We start from the raw sequence: 17,172 nt of genomic DNA on the forward strand, positions 1-17,172 counted from the left end.
CCCCACAGCGGACGGCACCGGCTCCCCACTCAAGTCCCCCCAAGGAGCACCCGCATGCCCTCGCACCTGTCCCGGAGGAGCGTCCTGCTGGCCGGCACCGCGGCCGGCTCCGCCCTCGCCCTGTCCGCCGCCCCGGCCCATGCGCACCGCCGTCCGCGCCGCCCCTTCGGCCGCTACGGCTCACCCTTCGCGCGGCTCACCTCCACCACCCTGTACGTCCACCCGCGCGGCGCCGGCGACTTCACGAGCCTTCAGGCCGCCGTCGACGCCGCCACCGGCACCGGACGCACCCTCGTCATCGCCCCCGGCGTCTACCGCGAGACCGTCTCCGTCCCCGCCGACCGCACCGGCATGACCTGGATCGGCGCCGTTGACGACCCCCGTGACGTGGTCGTCGTGTACGACAACGCCGCCGGCACCCTCAAGCCCGACGGCTCCGGCACCTACGGCACCTCCGGGTCGGCCACCACCACCCTGCGCCCCGACGGCTTCACCGCCCGCCGGATCACCTTCGCCAACGACTGGCTGCGCGCCGACCACCCCGGCGTCAGCGGCACCCAGGCCGTCGCCCTCAAGGTCATGGGCGACCGCAGCGCCTTCTTCGACTGCCGGTTCCTCGGCCACCAGGACACCCTCTACGCCGACTCGGCGTCCCTGGACACCGTGTCCCGCCAGTACTTCGCGCGCTGCCACGCCGAGGGCGACGTCGACTTCGTCTTCGGCCGGGCCACGGCGGTGTTCGAGGACTGCGACTTCCGCGCACTGGTCCGCCGCGACCTGACGTCCGCCCCGTTCGGCTTCGTGTTCGCGCCCTCCACCGCCGTCGCGAACCAGCACGGCTTCCTGGTGACCGGCAGCCGCATCAGCAGCACGGCACCGGACGGCTCCTACAAGCTGGCCCGCCCCTGGGTGCCCAGCTCCGACCCGACCGCGCGGCCCATGCTCACCGTCCGCGACACCCGCCTCGGCGCCGGCATCGACGCCGTCGCGCCGTACACGAACATGTCCAGCGGGTACCCCTGGCAGGACCAGCGGTTCGCCGAGTACCGCAACACCGGTCCCGGCGCGGTGATCACCGTCCCCGCGAACCGTCCGCAGCTCACCCCGGCCCAGGCCGCCGCGCACACCCGCCAGGCGTGGTTCGGCGACTGGCGGCCCCAGGCATGACCGCCCTGCCCGGACCGCCCGGCCTGCTCGACGCGCTCAAGGACGACCTGACGTTCCCGCTCGCCTGGGGGACCTCGCCCGTCCGCGACCCCGCACGCTGGCGCCGGACGGCCCGGGCCGTGGTGGAGGACGCGCTCCTCGTCCCCGCCGAACCCGCCCTGCCCTACGACCCCGAGCACACGCTCGGGCCCGAAGGGGAGGGGTACGCGCGGGAGTTGGTGACGGTCACGCTCACCCGCCGTACCCGGGCCCGCGGTGTCCTGCTCACCCCGCACGGCACCGGACCCTTCCCGGCCGTCCTGCTGCTGCACGACCACGGCTCCCGCTTCGACATCGGCAAGGAGAAGTGCGTCCGCCCCTGGTACGACGACACCCGGCTCGCCTCCGCCGAGGAATGGGCCGCGCGCCACTTCGACGGCCGCTTCCCCGGCGACGAACTCGCCCGCCGCGGCCATGTCGTGCTGTGCCTCGACGCCCTCGGCTGGGGTGAACGCGGCCCGCTCGTGTACGAGGAGCAGCAGGCCCTCGCGTGCACCCTCTACCAGCTGGGCTCCTCCCTCGCCGGACTGCACGCCCGCGAGGACCAGCGCGCCGCCGCCTTCCTCGCCGGTCTCGACCGGGTGGACGCCCGCCGGGTCGCCGCCGCCGGCTGGTCGATGGGCGGCTACCGCGCCTGGCAGGCCGCCGCGCTCGGCGACCACGTCACCGCCGCCGCGAGCGTCTGCTGGATGACCGGGCTGAAGCAGATGCTGGTGCCGGGCAACACCACACTGCGCGGCCAGTCGGCGTTCCACATGCTGCACCCCGGACTCGCCCGCCACCTCGACCTTCCCGACGTGGCGGGCATCGCGGCGCCCAAGCCGATGCTGTTCCTCCACGGCGGACGCGACCCCCACTTCCCCGCCGACGGCGTTCGGGCCGCATACGACCGGCTGCGCACCGTCTGGCGGGCCTGGGACGCCGAGGAACGGCTGCGGCTGAGAGTCCGGCCCGAGCACGGGCACACCTTCGACTCCCCGATGCAGGACGAGACGTACGCCTGGCTGGACTCCGTGCTGCGCGCGTGACCCCCGTACGGCTGGCCGGACGATGTCCGGCCAGCCGGTATGCCAATCCGTCACACGAAGAACACCGGAACGACGTACGGCACGGGCACAATCCAGCCAGCGTTCAGCAGATCATCATCTCCCGCTCATCGAGGAGCAGTTGCATGTCCGAGGCACAGAAGACGGCCGGCCGGCAGGACGCCGGGCCGTCCACGGTGACGGGTGTCGACCGGTTCTTCCGGATCACCGAACGAGGCTCGACGTTCGGCCGGGAGATACGCGGCGGCTTCGCCACCTTCTTCACGATGGCCTACATCCTCGTGCTCAACCCGCTCATCCTGGGCAGCGCGAAGGACAAGTCCGGTGAGCAGCTCGACCCGGTGCAGCTCACCACCGCCACCGCCCTGGTGGCCGCCGTGATGACGATCGTCATGGGCGTCGGCGGCAACCTGCCCCTCGCCCTGGCCGCCGGGCTGGGCCTCAACGCGGTCGTCGCCTTCCAGCTCGCCCCGCTGATGAGCTGGGACGACGCCATGGGCCTGATCGTGCTGGAGGGCCTGCTCATCTGCGTTCTGGTGGTGACCGGGCTGCGGGAGGCCGTCATGCACGCCATCCCGCGGCAGCTGAAGCAGGCCATCAGCGTCGGCATCGGCCTGTTCATCGCCCTGATCGGCTTCGTCGACGCCGGGTTCGTCACCCGCATCCCGGACGCCGCGAACACCACCGTGCCGGTCCAGCTCGGCAGCACCGGCACCCTCGCCGGCTGGCCGATGCTGGTGTTCTGCGTCGGCGTGCTCCTCACCATCGGCCTGCTCGCCCGCAAGGTGCGCGGCGCGATCCTCGTCAGCATCGTCACCATGACCGTCGTCGCGCTGGCGGTCAACGCGCTCGCCGACGTCGAGACGTGGGGCCTCACCACCCCCGAGTGGCCCGACACGATCGTGGACGCCCCCGACTTCGGTCTCCTCGGCCAGTTCAGCCTGTTCGGCGCGTTCGGCCAGGTCGGCGTCGTCACCGTCGTGCTGCTGGTGTTCACCCTGATCCTGTCCGACTTCTTCGACACCATGGGCACCGTCGTCGGCGTCAGCGCCGAGGCCGGCCTGCTGGACGAGGACGGCAAGGTGCCCGGCCTCGGCAAGGTGCTGCTGATCGACGGCGCCGCGGCCGTCGCGGGCGGCGCCGCCTCCGCCTCCTCGGCGACCTCCTACATCGAGTCGGCGGCCGGCGTCGGCGAGGGCGCCCGCACCGGCTTCGCCAACCTGGTCACCGGCTCGCTGTTCGGGCTCGCGCTGTTCCTCACCCCGCTGCTCACCATCGTCCCGCTCCAGGCGGCCGCGCCCGCCCTGGTCGCCGTCGGCTTCCTGATGATGACGCAGGTCAAGCACATCGACTGGGACCGCTACGAGATCGCCGTCCCGGCGTTCCTCACCATCGCCGTGATGCCGTTCACCTACTCCATCACCAACGGCATCGGCGCCGGCTTCCTCGCCTACGTCCTCATCAAGGCGGTGCTGGGCCGCGCCAAGGAGGTCCACTGGCTGCTGTGGGGCACCTCGGCGCTGTTCCTGGTGTACTTCGCCATCGACCCGATCGAGCAGTTGCTCGGCATCTGACCGTCGTACAGCGCCGCGGGCCGCCCCCTGGAGCACCGGGGGCGGCCCGCACGCGTGAGTCCGCGAGGTCAGTCCTGGAGCGCGGCCTTCATGGTCTCCCGCGCGATCGGGGCCGCCAGCCCGTTGCCGCTGACCTCCGAACGCTCCGCGTCCGACTGCTCCACCAGCACCGCCACGGCGACCTTCTTGCCGTTGGAGTCGGACTCGGCGTACGAGGTGAACCAGGCGTACGGCGTCTTGCTGTTGTTCTCGCCGTGCTGGGCCGTGCCGGTCTTGCCGCCCACGGTGGCGCCGGACAGCTGCGCGTTGGTGCCCGTGCCCTCGCTCACGACCGTCTGCATCGCCGACCGCAGCTGCTCGGCGGTCGAGGAGCTGACGATCCGCCGCGTCGAGGCGTCCTCGTCGTGGTCCTCCAGCACGTCGCCGCCGCTGTCGGTCACCCGGGACACCATGTGCGGCGACACCAGCTCGCCGTCGTTCGCGATCGCCGCCGACACCATCGCGATCTGCAGCGGCGTCGCCGTCACGTCGAACTGTCCGATGCCGCTCAGCGCCGTCTGGGGCCGGTCCATGTCCGAGGGGTACACGCTGGTGTAGGCGCGCACCGGGACGTCCTGCTTCTCGTCGTTGAAGCCGAACTTCTCCGCCATGTCCCGCACCTTGTCCTGCCCCAGGTCGACGGCCATCTTGCCGAAGACGTTGTTGCAGGAGTACTGCAGCGCCACCCGGATCGACGCGTTCTCGCAGGGCGCGGACGGGTTCTCGTTGGTGAGGTCCTTCGACGAGTCCGGGAGAGGGTAGGGGTCGGGGCTGTCGGTCCGCTCGTCCACCGAGGAGTACAGCCCGTCCTCCAGCGCGGCCGCCGCCACCACCAGCTTGAACGTCGAGCCGGGTGGCAGCGGCTGGCGCAGCGCCCGGTTGGTCAGCGGCTTGTCCGGGTCCTCGTTCAGCCGTGTCCACGCCTCGCCCGCGGTGTTGGCGTCGGTCAGCGACGTCGGGTCGTACGACGGGGTGGACACGGCGGCGAGGATGCGGCCCGTCTCCGGGTCGATGGCGACCGCGGCGCCCTTCTTGTCGCCGAGCGCCTTGTACGCCGCCTTCTGCACGGCCGGGTCGACGGTCGTCACCACGTTCCCCGGGGCGGCCCGCCCGTTGGTGACGGTGTCCGCCACCGTCTTCAGACGGGGGTCCGTGCCGTTGAGCACGTCCGCGTAGATGCCCTCGAGCTGGGTCGGCGCGTAGGCCTGCGAGGCGTAGCCGGTCACCGCCGCGTACAGCGGCCCGTCCGTGTAGGTGCGCTTGTACGCGAGGTCGCTCCCCTTCGTCCGCGCCGAGCCGGTGATGTGCTCCCCGGCCACGACGATGTTCCCCAGCGGCTCCGCGTACGTCTCGATCGCGTTGCGCCGGTTGTCGCTGTCGTCCGCCAGTGCCCGGCCCTCGTAGAACTGCACCCAGGTCGCCCGCACCAGCAGGGCGAACACCAGGAGCAGCGTGAAGACGGAGGCACGCCTGATCGTCCTGTTCATCGCGTGGGGACAGACGAGCGGAGAGGGGCGGGACGTTCCCGTCCGGCCGGATTCTCATCGGCTGTTCATACAGTCGCCCTCGGGCGTGAGACCGCTCACACGGGTGCGGGTGGGTGAGGGCTTGGCGCGCGGTTCCCCGCGCCCCGGGGGAGCTGTCCGCCGGCGCCCGAAGGCCACCGGCCCTTCGAGCTCAGTCCTCCAGCGCCAGCACCAGTTCGTCCGTCTCCTCGCCCCGGCCCGGCGCGTACCCCCTGGCCTCACCGGTGACCTGGAAGCCGCACGTGCGCAGCACACGCAGCGAGCCCGCGTTGTCGGCGGCCACGCGCGCGTACAGCGGGCGCTCGGTCACCTCCGCCAGCAGGGCGCGCAGCGCGGCCGTGGCGATGCCCTTGCCCCAGTGGGCGCGGTCGATCCAGTACGTCACCTCACGTTCGCCCGCCTCGCCGAAGACGGACACGGAGCCCACCACGTCGCCGTCCACGAGCACCGTGCGCGCCACGATCTCCGGGGAACTGCGGATGTGCGCCCACTTCGCCTCGAAGCGGTCGCGGTCGGCCGGGTCCTCGGGGGTGAAGGCGGCCATCCGCACCGATTCCGGGTCGTTCGTCTGCCGGAAGAAGACGGGCAGGTCGCTGTCGTGCACCGGGCGCAGGGCGATGTCCACGGGTCAGAGCCTCCGGGTGGCCAGGGTCAGCCGGTCGCGGGCGTCGAACAGGGCGTCCTTCACCATCTCTTCGTGGGCGGGGGTGAGCCGGGCCACCGGGACCGAGCAGCTGATGGCGTCCCGGGCGGGCGTGCGGTAGGGGATCGCCACGCCGAAGCAGCGCAGCCCCAGGGTGTTCTCCTCGCGGTCCACGGCGAAGCCCTGCTCCCGCACCTGGTGCAGCTCCTCGATGAGCTTCTCCCGGTCGGTGATGGTGTTCTCGGTGAGCGCGGGCAGCGTCTCGGGGAGCATCTTGCGCACCTGCTCGTCCGTGTACGTGCTCAGCAGCGCCTTGCCCAGCGAGGTCGAGTGCGCGGGCAGCCGGCGTCCGACGCGGGTGAAGGGGCGCAGGTAGTGCTGGGACTGGCGGGTGGCCAGGTAGACGACGTTGGTGCCGTCCAGACGCGCCAGGTGGATCGTCTCGGTGGTGTCGTCGGAGAGCCGGTCCAGCGTGGGCCGGGCCGCCGCGACGACCTCGTCGCCGTCGATGTACGAGGTGCCGACCAGCAGCGCCCGCACGCCGATGCCGTACCGGGTGCCCGTCGCGTCCGTCTCCACCCAGCCGAGGTCGACGAGCGTGCGCAGCAGCATGTACAGGCTGGACTTGGGATAGCCGACGGCCTCCTGGACCGCGGCCAGGGAGTGCATCCCGGGACGTCCGGCGAAGTATTCGAGCAGTTCAACGGTCCGTACCGCGGACTTGACCTGCGCCCCGCCGCCCGTCTCGCCAGCCGACATCGCCCTTGACCCCTTCGTTCGCCGGGAAATAGTCTCCCAAGCACATTCACCCACAGAGACAGTGTTCAGTATATCGAACACCCGCTGGGGGTGACGTACATACTGCGGCATTGCATGCGGCATTCAAGTGGAGGGACCCGCGGTGGCAGCAGCACCAGTCTGGAGTGTCGACCCCCGAACCGGGAAGCAGCGTGAACAGGTTGCGGTGGAGGCCACAGCCCAGGAGGTGGACGCGGCCGTCCGGGACGCCCACGCCGCGCGTGAGGCGCTGGCCGACCGTGCCGTGCGCGCCGCCTTCCTGCGCTCCGCCGCCGACGAACTGGAAGCCGCCCGCGACCGGCTCGTCGAGGCCGCCGACGCCGAGACCGCGCTCGGCCCGGTCCGCCTCACCGGCGAACTCGCCCGCACCTGCTATCAGCTGCGCGCCTTCGCCGGCATCGTCGAGGAGGGCGCCTTCCTCGACGTCGTCATCGACCACCCCGACGACACCGCCACCCCGCCCGTCCCCGACCTGCGCCGCTACAAGATCCCGCTGGGCGTCGTCGCCGTCTACTCGGCGTCCAACTTCCCGTTCGCCTTCTCCGTGGCCGGCGGCGACACCGCGAGCGCCCTGGCGGCCGGCTGCCCCGTCGTCGTCAAGGCCCACCCCGACCACCCCGCCCTGTCGGAGCTGGTCGCCAGGGTGATCCGCCGGGCCGCCGCCCGGCACGAGGTGCCCGACGGCGTGCTCGGACTGGTGCACGGTTTCGACGCCGGCATCGAGCTGATCCGGCACCCGCTGGTCGCGGCGGCCGGCTTCACCGGCTCGGTCCGCGGCGGCCGCGCCCTCTTCGACGAGGCCGCCGCCCGGCCCGTCCCCATCCCGTTCCACGGCGAGCTCGGCTCGCTCAACCCGGTCCTGGTCACCGAGGCAGCCGCCGCCGAGCGCGGCGAGGCGATCGGGGCGGGGCTGGCCGGCTCGATGACGCTGGGCGTCGGCCAGTTCTGCGTGAAGCCGGGCCTGGTCCTCGCCCCCGCCTCCTCGGCCGGCGACGCCCTGCTGAAGTCCCTCACGGACGCGGTCAGCGACACCGACCCCGGTGTCCTGCTCGACCACCGCATGCGCGACAACTTCCTCGCCGGTGTCACCGAGCGCGCGCAGCTCCCCGGCGTGGAATCCCCGGTGACCGCGGGCGCGGGCGGCGAGCACACCGTCAGCGCGGGCTTCCTCACCGTCCCGGCGGAGCGGCTGACCCGCGAGGGCGAGCACGACCTGCTGCTGGAGGAGTGCTTCGGACCGGTCACCGTGGTGGCCCGCTACACGGACGAGGCGGAGGTGCGGGCGGTGCTGTCCCGGCTCCCCGGCAACCTCACCGCGACCGTGCACGTGTCCTCCGAGGAGGCGGCCGGACAGGGCCGCGGCGCCGAACTGGTGCGGGAGCTGACGCCGTTGGCGGGGCGCGTGCTGGTGAACGGCTGGCCGACCGGCGTCGCCGTCGCCCCCGCCCAGCACCATGGCGGCCCCTACCCGGCGACCACCTCCACGTCCACCTCCGTGGGCGGCACGGCGATCGAACGCTGGCTGCGGCCCGTCGTCTACCAAGGAGCCCCGGAGGCGCTGTTGCCGCCGGAGCTGAAGGACGACAACCCGCTCGGGCTGCCCCGCCGCTTCAACGGCCGCCTGGAGCGCTGACCTCCGTCCGGCCGGCCCCCGTTCACCCGCCGGCCGGCTCCAGGCCCGCGTCCCGGGCCAGGAGCGCGGCCTGCACCCGGTTGTCGCAGTCCAGCTTGGTCAGGATCCGGCTGACGTACGTCTTCACCGTGGCCTCGCTCATGTGCAGCCGGGCCCCGGCGTCCGCGTTGGACAGCCCCTCCCCGAGGAGCGCCAGCACCTGCAGCTCCCGCTCGGTGAGCGCGGACAGCCGGCGGCGCGCCTCCTCGCCGCGCGCGGTCGCCGCGGGCGAGGCCAGGGTGTCCACCACGTGCCGGGTGGCGGCCGGGGAGAGATAGGCGTTCCCGGCCGCCGCCGCGCGGACCGCGTGGATCAGCTCCTGCGGCGCGGAGTCCTTCAGCAGGAAACCGGCGCCGCCGTGGCCCAGCGCCCGCAGCACGTTCTCCCGTTCCCCGAACGTCGTCAGGATCAGCACGCGCACCCGGGGCGCGACCCGGCCGATCTCGGCCAGCGCCGTCAGCCCGTCCAGCTCCGGCATCTGGATGTCCAGCAGCGCCACGTCGACGGCGGTGGAGCGGGCGGTCTCCACCGCCTCCCGGCCGTCCCGGGCCTCGGCGACGACGTCGATGTCGTCGGCCGAGGTGAGGATCATCCTGATGCCGGCCCTGATGAGCGGCTCGTCGTCGGCGACCAGGACCCGGATCACGCGGCCTCCTGCGCGGTGCGGTGGGACGGGCGGATGGCGGAGCCATGCCATCATGCCCGATTCCCCCGCCGGCCCGGAGCCGGCGGCCCGTCAGACCACGTGCGGGTAGGACTCCTTGGCGACCAGCTTCCCGTCGCGGAAGCAGAACCGGTACACGATGTCCTTCTCGTCGTCCACGAAGTGCTCGCACACCGCGTCCGCGGGCAGCGGCGGCCCCTGCTCCTCCACGCCGTCGGTGAGCAGCGAGTCGCCCTCGGGGAAGTGCTCGCGCAGATCCGCCTCGGCGTCGCCGATGCGCGCGTCCTCGTACACGTACGCCGGTATGACCCCCTTCTGCACCTCGTCGATCATCTTGTTCACCCCCCACACCAGCAGGGCGACGGTGCCGGCGACGAGGACGACGGAGACGAGGGCGCACCCCAGGGCGACGTTCTTCTTGCTGCTCATGATGGCGGCGTACTCCTTCGGGTCGGAGCGTTCGATGTCCGCTCCACCGTCGCCCGCGGCGCCCGCCCGGATCTGCCCCCGAAAGTCGCGGCCCGCGGCGACGGACGTCGCGTCGTCGGGGCCCACGGGCGAGGCGCCGTCGCCGTACGGCAGCACACCGGCGAGGCGGAAGCCGCCGTCGGGGGAGGGGCCGCTGTGCACCATGCCGCCGACCAGCCGGGCCCGCTCCTCGAGCCCCGCCAGGCCCTGGCCCCCGCTGATCGCGGGCGGCCCCGGAGGCACCCCGTCCGCCACCGGCCCGTTGGCCACCTCCACCACCAGGCTGTCCGGTTCGTAGCGCAGCTCCACGGTGATCGCGGCGCCCGGCGCGTGCTTGTGGGCGTTGGTGAGGCCCTCCTGGACGATGCGGTAGACGGCGTGGTCCGCGGCCGGGGCGAGCGGCCGCTGCTCGCCCGAGCGGCGCAGCTCCACCGGCACGCCCGCGCTCCGTGACGACGCGACCAGCGCGTCCACCCCGGCCGCGCCCCGGGCGGGCGGCGCCCCGGCCGCCTCCGGTCCGGGGGAGGGAGAGGACGCGGGCGGCTCCTCCGTGTCGTCCCGGAGGATGCCGACGGCCTCGCGCAGCTCCCGCATCGCCGACCTGGCGGCCTCCCGGAGAATGCCCACCCCCTCCCGCTGCCGGTCGCCGAGTTCCGGGTCCACCTCCAGCGCCCCGGCGTGCACCGCGATCAGGGCGAGCTGGTGGCCGAGGCTGTCGTGCATGTCCTGGGCGATCCGATGCCGCTCCAGCAGCCGCGCCTGCCGCGCCACCATCGCCTGCTCGCGCACCAGTTGGGCGTTGTGCCGGCGCAGCGCCTCCAGCAGGTCACGGCGCTGCGCGCGGTACCGGGAGGCGAGCCCCGGCACGACCGCCAGCACCAGGTAGGGGCCCGCGCCCAGCACCGCCGTCATCAGCAGCGACAGCTCCGGCACCTCCTCGGCCCCGTCCCCGAGCAGGCCGCCCGCGATGTACAGCACCAGTCCGGCGGCGTACGCGCCCACCGCGTGCCAGGGACGCCTGATGCGGCTGCCGGCCGACCAGCTCGCGTAGATCAGCAGCGGGCCGGTCCCGAGGATCGAGCCGGCCAGGGCGGAGGAGACGACGAGCACGGTGGCGGGCAGGGAGCGCCGGACCAGCGTGAGCAGGGCGACGAGCAGGGCCACCGCCCAGCCCCTCGCGGAGGATCCGCTTTCCGTGGCGTACATCGGTCCCGCGATGCCCGCGAGCACCAGGACGAGCACGCTCTCCCCGGCGATCCGGCCGCGGGACCAGGGGGAGGCGGCGGCCAGCCGGGACAGCAGGGGACGGGCGGGGCGAGAGGTCTGCGCTATGTCCACGCGCCCGACCCTAGGGGTCCGCCCCGGGGCGCCGGCATCCTCCCTCCGTAGCGGCCCCGAACGACGAAAGTGAACGACGCCCGTCAACGTCCGTATGTAATCCCGCCGTTGTGGCCCGCGACTTCCGGTGACTGCGCCCGCCCGGCCCGTCCGGCGACGATGGCGGAGCCGGGTGAGGACCTCCGCCGGCGGCACCCTCCACCGACACCGGGAGCGCAGCAGTGGACGCAGCAGGACCCTGGACAGGACGACGCTTCACCGTCACGCAGAGGGCCACCCTGAAGACCGACCGGTACCTCGTCACGGAGACCGCGCCGGACGGCTCCGAGGGCCGGGTCCTCGCCTACGCCGAGCTGAAGCGGTTCTCCCTCAGGGAGGAACTGACCTTCTTCGCCGACGCGTCCAGGAGCCAGGTGGCGTTCACGGTCAGGGAGCGCTCCCTGCTGGACCCCGGCGAGGGCTTCGACGTGGCGGACGCCGACGGCAAGCCCGTCGGCGCCTTGCGCGAGCGGTTCTTCACCTCCCTGGTCCGCTCCACCTGGGTGCTGGAGCAGCCGGGCGCGCCCGACGCCGTGGGGCGGGAGCGCAACCGGTTCGTGGCCGTGCTGCGCCGGGCCTGGGACTGGCTGCCGCTGGACCTGGTGCCGTTCGCCTGGCCGTACCACTTCGACTTCGAGAGCGAGGGCAAGCCCGTGATGACCGTCGACAAGAAGATCGGCCTGCGCGACCGCTACCTCGTCGAGGTGACCGCCCCCGACCTCGACCTGCGCCTCGCCGTCGCCCAGGCGGTCGCCCTGGACACCTTCCAGGGCCGCTGACCGGGGCCCGGTGCGCGCGGCGGCGCCGCTCCTGGGAGAATCCCGCCATGGACCTGGACATACCCGAACTCCCCTTCCCGCTGCGGACCTACGGCCCCGACGGCTCCTGGTCCTACGAGGACGGCGTCCTCACCGGATGGGCGGGACCGCGGCAGGACCGCTTCGTGCCGCCCACCGGCGAGTCCCTGGAGTCCGCCGCCGACGCGCCCAGGCTGCTCGGCGCGCCCGAGGGCGACTTCCAGCTGATCGCCCGCGTCACGGTCGGCTTCGCCGGCTCCTTCGACGCCGGGGTGCTCTACGTCCATGTCGGCGAGCGGGCGTGGGCCAAGCTGTGCCTGGAGTACTCCCCGGACGTGCCCACCGTCTGCACGGTCGTCACCCGGGGCCACTCCGACGACGCCAACTCCTTCACCGTGGACGGCAAGACGGTCTGGCTGCGGGTGAGCCGCACCGGGCGCGCCTTCGCCTTCCACGCCTCGCGCGACGGCAAGCAGTGGACCTTCGTCCGCCTGTTCACCCTCGGCGACGAGAAGGAGACGGGGGCGGCCCTGGTCGGGTTCGCGACCCAGTCGCCGATGGGGGAGGGGTGCGTGGTGACCTTCGACCGGATCGAGTACCGGCTGCACTGGCCGCCGGACCTGCGCGACGGCAGCTGAGCGAGGGCCGGGTCCACCGGGAATGCCGACGGTTGCTTGAACGTTCATCCGGTTGCGGAGATCGTCTCCGCAGCCGTGCCGACCCTGGAGAGAGCCCGCCCATGCGCGTCGAGATCTGGTCCGACATCGCCTGCCCGTGGTGCTATGTCGGAAAAGCCCGTTTCGAGAAGGCGCTGGCCTCCTTCCCGCACCGTGACGGGATCGAGGTGGTCCACCGCTCCTTCGAGCTCGATCCGGGCCGCGCCAAGGACGACGTCGAGCCCGTGCTCACGATGCTCACCAAGAAGTACGGCATGAGCCAGGCGCAGGCCGAGGCCGGCGAGGACAACCTGGGCGCCCAGGCCGCCGCCGAGGGCCTGCCCTACCGCACCCGGGGCCGTGACCACGGCGGCACCTTCGACATGCACCGCCTGCTGCACCTCGCCCGCGAGCACGGCCGCCAGGAGCGGCTGCTCGACCTGCTCTACCGGGCCAACTTCGCGGAGGAGCGCTCCCTGTTCGGCGACGACGAGCGGCTCGTCGAACTCGCCGGCGCCGCCGGCCTCGACCCCGAGGCCGCCCGCGCGGTGCTCGCCGACCCGGAGGCGTACGCCGCCGAGGTCCGCGCCGACGAGCAGGAGGCCGCCCGGCTCGGCGCGCGCGGGGTGCCGTTCTTCGTGCTCGACCGGAAGTACGGCGTCTCCGGCGCGCAGCCCGTCGAGGTCTTCACCCGGGCGCTCACCCAGGCCTGGGGCGAGCGGTCCCCGCTGACCCTCGTCGACGGGGGCGCGGACGCCGACGCCTGCGGCCCGGACGGGTGCGCGGTGCCCGGACCGAGGAATGCCCAGGCCGGCGCGGACGTATAAGCGTTCCTTGGCGGTACCGCGCAGACATATGCGATGGACGGGGGCACGGCGGGGCCGCAGAGTGGTCCCATGGAGACCTTCGAGAGCCTCGTCCGTGCCGAGTTCACCCCGAAGAACACCTACCTGAACACCGCGAGCAGCGCCCTGCTGCCCGCGCGGGCCGTGGCCGCGCTCGACGCGGCCGTCCGGCTGCGCGCGGAGGGGCGTCCGCTCGACCCGCTGTTCGACGACGTCGAGGTGTGCCGCGCCGCGTACGCCCGGCTGGCCGGCGTGCCCGTGGAGCGGGTGGCGGCCGGGGCGACCGTCGCCCTGTTCTCCTCGCTGGTCGCCGCGTCCCTGCCGCCGGGCGCCGAAGTCCTCACCGCCGACGACGACTTCACCTCCGTGCTGAACCCCTTCCACGCGCGCGGCGACCTCAAGGTGCGGTCGGTGCCGCTGGAGGGCCTGGCCGACGCCGTGCGGCCGGGCACCGCGCTGGTCGCGGTCAGCGCCGCCCAGTCCGCCGACGGCCGGATCGCCGACCTGCCCGCGCTGCGCGAGGCGGCCCGCTCCCACGGCGCGCGCACCTACGTCGACTTCTCCCAGGCCGCGGGCTGGCTGCCGGTGGAGGCCGGCGCGTACGACTACACCGTCGCCATCACCTTCAAGTGGCTGCTGGGCGCACACGGCGCGGCCTTCCTCACCGTTCCCGAGGACTTCGGCGACCTGGTCCCGGTGCAGGCCGGCTGGACCGCGGGGGAGGACCCGTGGGGCAGCTGCTACGGTCCCGTCGCCGAACTCGCCCGCAGCGCACGGCGGTTCGACAGCACCCCCGCGCTGTTCAGCTACGCGGCCCTGCGGGCGTCCCTCACGCTCCTCGAGGAGATCGGCGTGGACGCCGTCCGCGCCCACGACCTCGCCCTCGCCGACCGCTTCCGCGCGGGACTCGCCCCGCTGGGCCACGAGCCCGTGTCCGCGCCCGGCTCGCCCATCGTGTCCGTGCCGGGGCTGGGGCGGCTGCAGCCGGAGCTGTCGCGGGCGGGCATCGAGGTGTCGAACCGCGCCGGCAACCTGCGGGCGTCGTTCCACCTCTACAACACGGCCGCCGACGTGGACCGGCTGCTCGACGCGCTGGCCGGCTGAGCGCAGGGCAGCGGGCCGGCGCCTCCTTGTCCCACACGAGGAGGCCCGGCCCGCAGTCGGTGGGGCGGTGCGCACACGCACCGCCGCGCGTGTCCCTACTTCACGGGGGTGAAGTCCCGCGCCCCGATGAACTCGGGGCGGCGGATCGGGGCCGCGAAGGGCTCGACCGCCGCGTTCTCGACGCTGTTGAACACGATGAACACGTTGCTGCGCGGGTACGGCGTGATGTTGTCGCCGGAGCCGTGCATGCAGTTGCAGTCGAACCAGGTCGCCGACCCGGGCTTGCCGGTGAACAGCTTGATGCCGTACTCCGACGCCATCCTGGTCAGCGCCTCGTCGGACGGAGTCCCCGCGTCCTGCATCTGCAGGGACTTCTTGTAGTTGTCCTTCGGGGTGGCGCCCGCGCAGCCGAGGAACGTCTTGTGCGACCCCGGCATGATCATCAGACCGCCGTTGGTGTCGTAGTTCTCGGTGAGCGCGATCGAGACCGAGATGGTGCGCATGTTCGGCAGGCCGTCCTCGGCGTGCCAGGTCTCGAAGTCCGAGTGCCAGTAGAAGCCGCTCGCGCCGAAGCCGGGCTTGACGTTGATCCGCGACTGGTGGACGTACACGTCCGAGCCGAGGATCTGCCGGGCGCGCCCGACGACCCGCTCGTCGCGCACCAGCCGGGCGAACACCTCGCTGATCCTGTGCACCTCGAAGACCGAGCGGATCTCCTGCGACTTCGGCTCGACGATCGAGCGCTCGTCCGCGCGGATCGCCGGGTCGCTCACCAGCCGGTCCAGCTCACGCTTGTAGACCTCGACCTCGTCCGGGCCGATCAGCTGGTCGACGGCCAGGAAACCGTCGCGGTCCAGCGCCTGGAGGTCACCCGCCGAGACGGGGCCGGGCGTGTCCGGGGAACCCCAGACGACCGGGTCCTGGCGCGGGGTGACCACCTCGGTGGTTCCGCGGGTCGGGTAGAGATCGGTGACGCGCGTGGTCGTGGTCACGGTGGATCACACCTCCTCGGTGAGCAGCGGGTAGACGCCGTTCTCGTCGTGGTCCTCCCGTCCGGTCACGGGCGGGTTGAAGACACAGATGCAGTGGAAGTCCTCCTTGACCTTGAGCGTGTGCCGCTCATGGCCGTCGAGGAGGTACATGGTTCCGGGCGTGATGTGGTACGTCTTCCCGGTCTCGCGGTCGGTCAGCTCGGCGTCGCCCTTGGTGCAGACGACGGCCTCGATGTGGTTCGCGTACCACATGTCCGTTTCCGTACCCGCGTACAGGATCGTCTCGTGCAGGGAGAAGCCGACCTTCTCCTTGGCGAGGACGATGCGCTTGCTCTCCCACGTGCCGGACGCCGATTTGACGTGCCGGTCGGTGCCTTCGATCTCCTTGAACGAACGGACGATCACGGTGTTGCGATGCCTCCTTGGCCGGGGTGTGTCTCAGGCGGTTTCACGGACGGCGCGGGCCAGGACCCTGAGGCCCTCGTCCAGCTCGTCCGGGGTGATGGTCAGGGCGGGGAGCAGCTTGACGACCTCGCTCTCCGGGCCGGACGTCTCGATCAGCAGACCGAGCTCGAAGGCGCGCCTAGCGACCCGGCCGGCGCGCTCCTTGTCGTGGAACTCCAGGCCCCACACGAGGCCGCGGCCGCGGTACTCCTTGACGTCGGCGAGGTTCTCCTCGGTGATGGCGATCAACGCCTGCTCCACCTGCTCGCCGCGCCCCCGGGTCTGCTTCTCCATCGCGGAGCCGTCCGCCCAGTACGCCTCCAGGGCGGCGGTGGCCGTCACGAACGCGGGGTTGTTGCCGCGGAACGTGCCGTTGTGCTCGCCCGGCTCCCAGACGTCCAGCTCCGGCTTGAACAGGGTCAGTGCCATGGGCAGGCCGTAGCCGCTGATCGACTTGGAGACGGTCACGATGTCCGGCGTGATGCCCGCCTCCTCGAAGGAGAAGAACGCGCCCGTGCGGCCGCAGCCCATCTGGATGTCGTCGACGATGAGCAGCATGTCCTGGCGCTCGCACAGCTCGGCCAGGGCGCGCAGCCACTCGGGCCGGGCCACGTTGATGCCGCCCTCGCCCTGCACGGTCTCGACGATCACCGCGGCCGGCTTGTTGAGGCCCGAGCCCTGGTCCTCCAGGATGCGCTCGAACCACAGGAAGTCCGGGACCTGGCCGTCGAAGTAGTTGTCGAACGGCATCGGCGTGCCGTGCACCAGCGGGATGCCGGCGCCGGCCCGCTTGAAGGCGTTGCCGGTCACGGCGAGCGAGCCCAGCGACATGCCGTGGAAGGCGTTGGTGAACGACACGACGGATTCGCGGCCCTTCACCTTCCGCGCCAGCTTCAGCGCGGACTCCACGGCGTTGGTGCCCGTCGGGCCCGGGAACATGACCTTGTACGGCAGGTCACGGGGGCGGAGGATGTAGTTCTGGAAGGACTCCAGGAACGCGCGCTTGGCCGTCGTCGACATGTCGAGGCCGTGCGTGACGCCGTCCCGCTCCAGGTAGTCGATCAGGGCGCGTTTGAGGACGGGGTTGTTGTGGCCGTAGTTGAGTGAACCGGCTCCGGCGAAGAAGTCGAGGTACTCGTGGCCGTCCTCGTCGTACATGCGGCTGCCGTGCGCACGGTCGAAGACGGTGGGCCAGCCGCGGCAGTAGCTGCGCACCTCGGACTCGAGGGTCTCGAAGACGCTGAGGTCGGGCTGGGTGATGGTCACGACGAATCGCTCCTCGGTGGCGTGGGAAGTCAGAGGGAGTCGGAAGATCGGGGGG

16 protein-coding genes are annotated in these 17,172 nt (G+C 72.4%); 8 read left to right on the plus strand and 8 right to left on the minus strand.

What is annotated here, in order from left to right:
• Positions 1-54: 54 nt before the first annotated feature.
• From ELQ39_RS24860 to ELQ39_RS24870, 3 genes are all read left to right on the plus strand, one after another.
• Positions 55-1,167, plus strand: coding sequence for a pectinesterase family protein (locus tag ELQ39_RS24860; protein ID WP_242594031.1), 1,113 nt, complete (start codon positions 55-57; stop codon positions 1,165-1,167).
• Complete coding sequence (locus tag ELQ39_RS24865; RefSeq protein ID WP_242594033.1) at positions 1,164-2,234, plus strand: dienelactone hydrolase family protein; 1,071 nt, start codon at positions 1,164-1,166, stop codon at positions 2,232-2,234. Before ELQ39_RS24860 ends, ELQ39_RS24865 begins: the two co-directional genes overlap by 4 nt.
• Positions 2,235-2,377: 143 nt before the next feature.
• Positions 2,378-3,826, plus strand: a complete 1,449-nt coding sequence (locus ELQ39_RS24870; protein ID WP_242594035.1) for an NCS2 family permease — start codon at positions 2,378-2,380, stop codon at positions 3,824-3,826.
• 68 nt (positions 3,827-3,894) lie between these two features.
• On the opposite strand, the gene ELQ39_RS24875 is transcribed toward ELQ39_RS24870, so the two are convergent.
• The 3 genes from ELQ39_RS24875 to ELQ39_RS24885 all read right to left on the minus strand — a co-directional run bounded on the left by ELQ39_RS24875 (position 3,895) and on the right by ELQ39_RS24885 (position 6,793).
• Positions 3,895-5,352: a peptidoglycan D,D-transpeptidase FtsI family protein gene (locus ELQ39_RS24875; RefSeq protein WP_190005114.1), complete on the minus strand. Its 1,458-nt coding sequence runs from the start codon at positions 5,350-5,352 to the stop codon at positions 3,895-3,897.
• Positions 5,353-5,542: 190 nt separating this feature from the next.
• Positions 5,543-6,016: a GNAT family N-acetyltransferase gene (locus tag ELQ39_RS24880; protein ID WP_190005113.1), complete on the minus strand. Its 474-nt coding sequence runs from the start codon at positions 6,014-6,016 to the stop codon at positions 5,543-5,545.
• 3 nt (positions 6,017-6,019) lie between these two features.
• Positions 6,020-6,793: an IclR family transcriptional regulator gene (locus tag ELQ39_RS24885; protein ID WP_242594037.1), complete on the minus strand. Its 774-nt coding sequence runs from the start codon at positions 6,791-6,793 to the stop codon at positions 6,020-6,022.
• Between the two features lie 142 nt (positions 6,794-6,935).
• Between ELQ39_RS24885 and ELQ39_RS24890 the strand changes: the two genes are divergently transcribed.
• Entirely contained in the window at positions 6,936-8,465 is a 1,530-nt protein-coding gene (locus ELQ39_RS24890) for an aldehyde dehydrogenase (NADP(+)) (RefSeq protein ID WP_242594039.1), read from the plus strand.
• 22 nt (positions 8,466-8,487) lie between these two features.
• Here the strand turns inward: ELQ39_RS24890 and ELQ39_RS24895 are convergent, their stop codons facing one another.
• Both ELQ39_RS24895 and ELQ39_RS24900 read right to left on the minus strand, forming a co-directional pair.
• Positions 8,488-9,150: a response regulator transcription factor gene (locus ELQ39_RS24895; RefSeq protein WP_190005111.1), complete on the minus strand. Its 663-nt coding sequence runs from the start codon at positions 9,148-9,150 to the stop codon at positions 8,488-8,490.
• Positions 9,151-9,240: 90 nt separating this feature from the next.
• Positions 9,241-10,974, minus strand: coding sequence for a sensor histidine kinase (locus tag ELQ39_RS24900; protein WP_242594041.1), 1,734 nt, complete (start codon positions 10,972-10,974; stop codon positions 9,241-9,243).
• Positions 10,975-11,195: 221 nt separating this feature from the next.
• On the opposite strand from ELQ39_RS24900, the gene ELQ39_RS24905 reads away from it, so the two are divergent.
• The 4 genes from ELQ39_RS24905 (at position 11,196) to ELQ39_RS24920 (ending at position 14,415) form a co-directional block, all read left to right on the plus strand.
• Complete coding sequence (locus tag ELQ39_RS24905; RefSeq protein ID WP_242594043.1) at positions 11,196-11,792, plus strand: hypothetical protein; 597 nt, start codon at positions 11,196-11,198, stop codon at positions 11,790-11,792.
• 47 nt (positions 11,793-11,839) lie between these two features.
• On the plus strand, positions 11,840-12,448 hold the full coding sequence (locus ELQ39_RS24910) for a DUF1349 domain-containing protein (RefSeq protein WP_190005108.1): 609 nt from the start codon (positions 11,840-11,842) through the stop codon (positions 12,446-12,448).
• A gap of 101 nt (positions 12,449-12,549) precedes the next feature.
• The gene (locus ELQ39_RS24915) at positions 12,550-13,293 is read left to right on the plus strand and encodes a DsbA family oxidoreductase (protein WP_242594046.1); all 744 of its coding nucleotides are present in this window, start codon (positions 12,550-12,552) and stop codon (positions 13,291-13,293) included.
• Positions 13,294-13,362: 69 nt separating this feature from the next.
• On the plus strand, positions 13,363-14,415 hold the full coding sequence (locus ELQ39_RS24920; protein ID WP_242594048.1) for an aminotransferase class V-fold PLP-dependent enzyme: 1,053 nt from the start codon (positions 13,363-13,365) through the stop codon (positions 14,413-14,415).
• 95 nt (positions 14,416-14,510) lie between these two features.
• Here ELQ39_RS24920 and thpD read toward each other — a convergent pair whose 3' ends face one another.
• The 3 genes from thpD to ectB are packed head-to-tail and all read right to left on the minus strand — an operon-like array spanning position 14,511 to position 17,117.
• The gene (thpD, locus tag ELQ39_RS24925) at positions 14,511-15,407 is read right to left on the minus strand and encodes an ectoine hydroxylase (protein ID WP_242594050.1); all 897 of its coding nucleotides are present in this window, start codon (positions 15,405-15,407) and stop codon (positions 14,511-14,513) included.
• 6 nt (positions 15,408-15,413) lie between these two features.
• Complete coding sequence (locus ELQ39_RS24930) at positions 15,414-15,812, minus strand: ectoine synthase (RefSeq protein ID WP_106414818.1); 399 nt, start codon at positions 15,810-15,812, stop codon at positions 15,414-15,416.
• A gap of 33 nt (positions 15,813-15,845) precedes the next feature.
• Positions 15,846-17,117: a diaminobutyrate--2-oxoglutarate transaminase gene (ectB, locus tag ELQ39_RS24935; protein ID WP_242594052.1), complete on the minus strand. Its 1,272-nt coding sequence runs from the start codon at positions 17,115-17,117 to the stop codon at positions 15,846-15,848.
• Positions 17,118-17,172: the final 55 nt, after the last annotated feature.

This window comes from Streptomyces sp. GB4-14 (assembly GCF_022696125.1).
Classification (GTDB): Bacteria; Actinomycetota; Actinomycetes; order Streptomycetales; family Streptomycetaceae; genus Streptomyces; species Streptomyces werraensis.

What these genes read in the sequence shown, in the direction of transcription:
- ELQ39_RS24860 (WP_242594031.1), top strand. Translation starts at nt 55, where the DNA reads ATGCCCTCGCACCTGTCCCGGAGGAGCGTCCTGCTGGCCGGCACCGCG.
- ELQ39_RS24865 (WP_242594033.1), top strand. Translation starts at nt 1,164, where the DNA reads ATGACCGCCCTGCCCGGACCGCCCGGCCTGCTCGACGCGCTCAAGGAC.
- ELQ39_RS24870 (WP_242594035.1), top strand. Translation starts at nt 2,378, where the DNA reads ATGTCCGAGGCACAGAAGACGGCCGGCCGGCAGGACGCCGGGCCGTCC.
- ELQ39_RS24875 (WP_190005114.1), bottom strand. Translation starts at nt 5,352, where the DNA reads ATGAACAGGACGATCAGGCGTGCCTCCGTCTTCACGCTGCTCCTGGTG.
- ELQ39_RS24885 (WP_242594037.1), bottom strand. Translation starts at nt 6,793, where the DNA reads ATGTCGGCTGGCGAGACGGGCGGCGGGGCGCAGGTCAAGTCCGCGGTA.
- ELQ39_RS24910 (WP_190005108.1), top strand. Translation starts at nt 11,840, where the DNA reads ATGGACCTGGACATACCCGAACTCCCCTTCCCGCTGCGGACCTACGGC.
- ELQ39_RS24915 (WP_242594046.1), top strand. Translation starts at nt 12,550, where the DNA reads ATGCGCGTCGAGATCTGGTCCGACATCGCCTGCCCGTGGTGCTATGTC.
- ELQ39_RS24920 (WP_242594048.1), top strand. Translation starts at nt 13,363, where the DNA reads ATGGAGACCTTCGAGAGCCTCGTCCGTGCCGAGTTCACCCCGAAGAAC.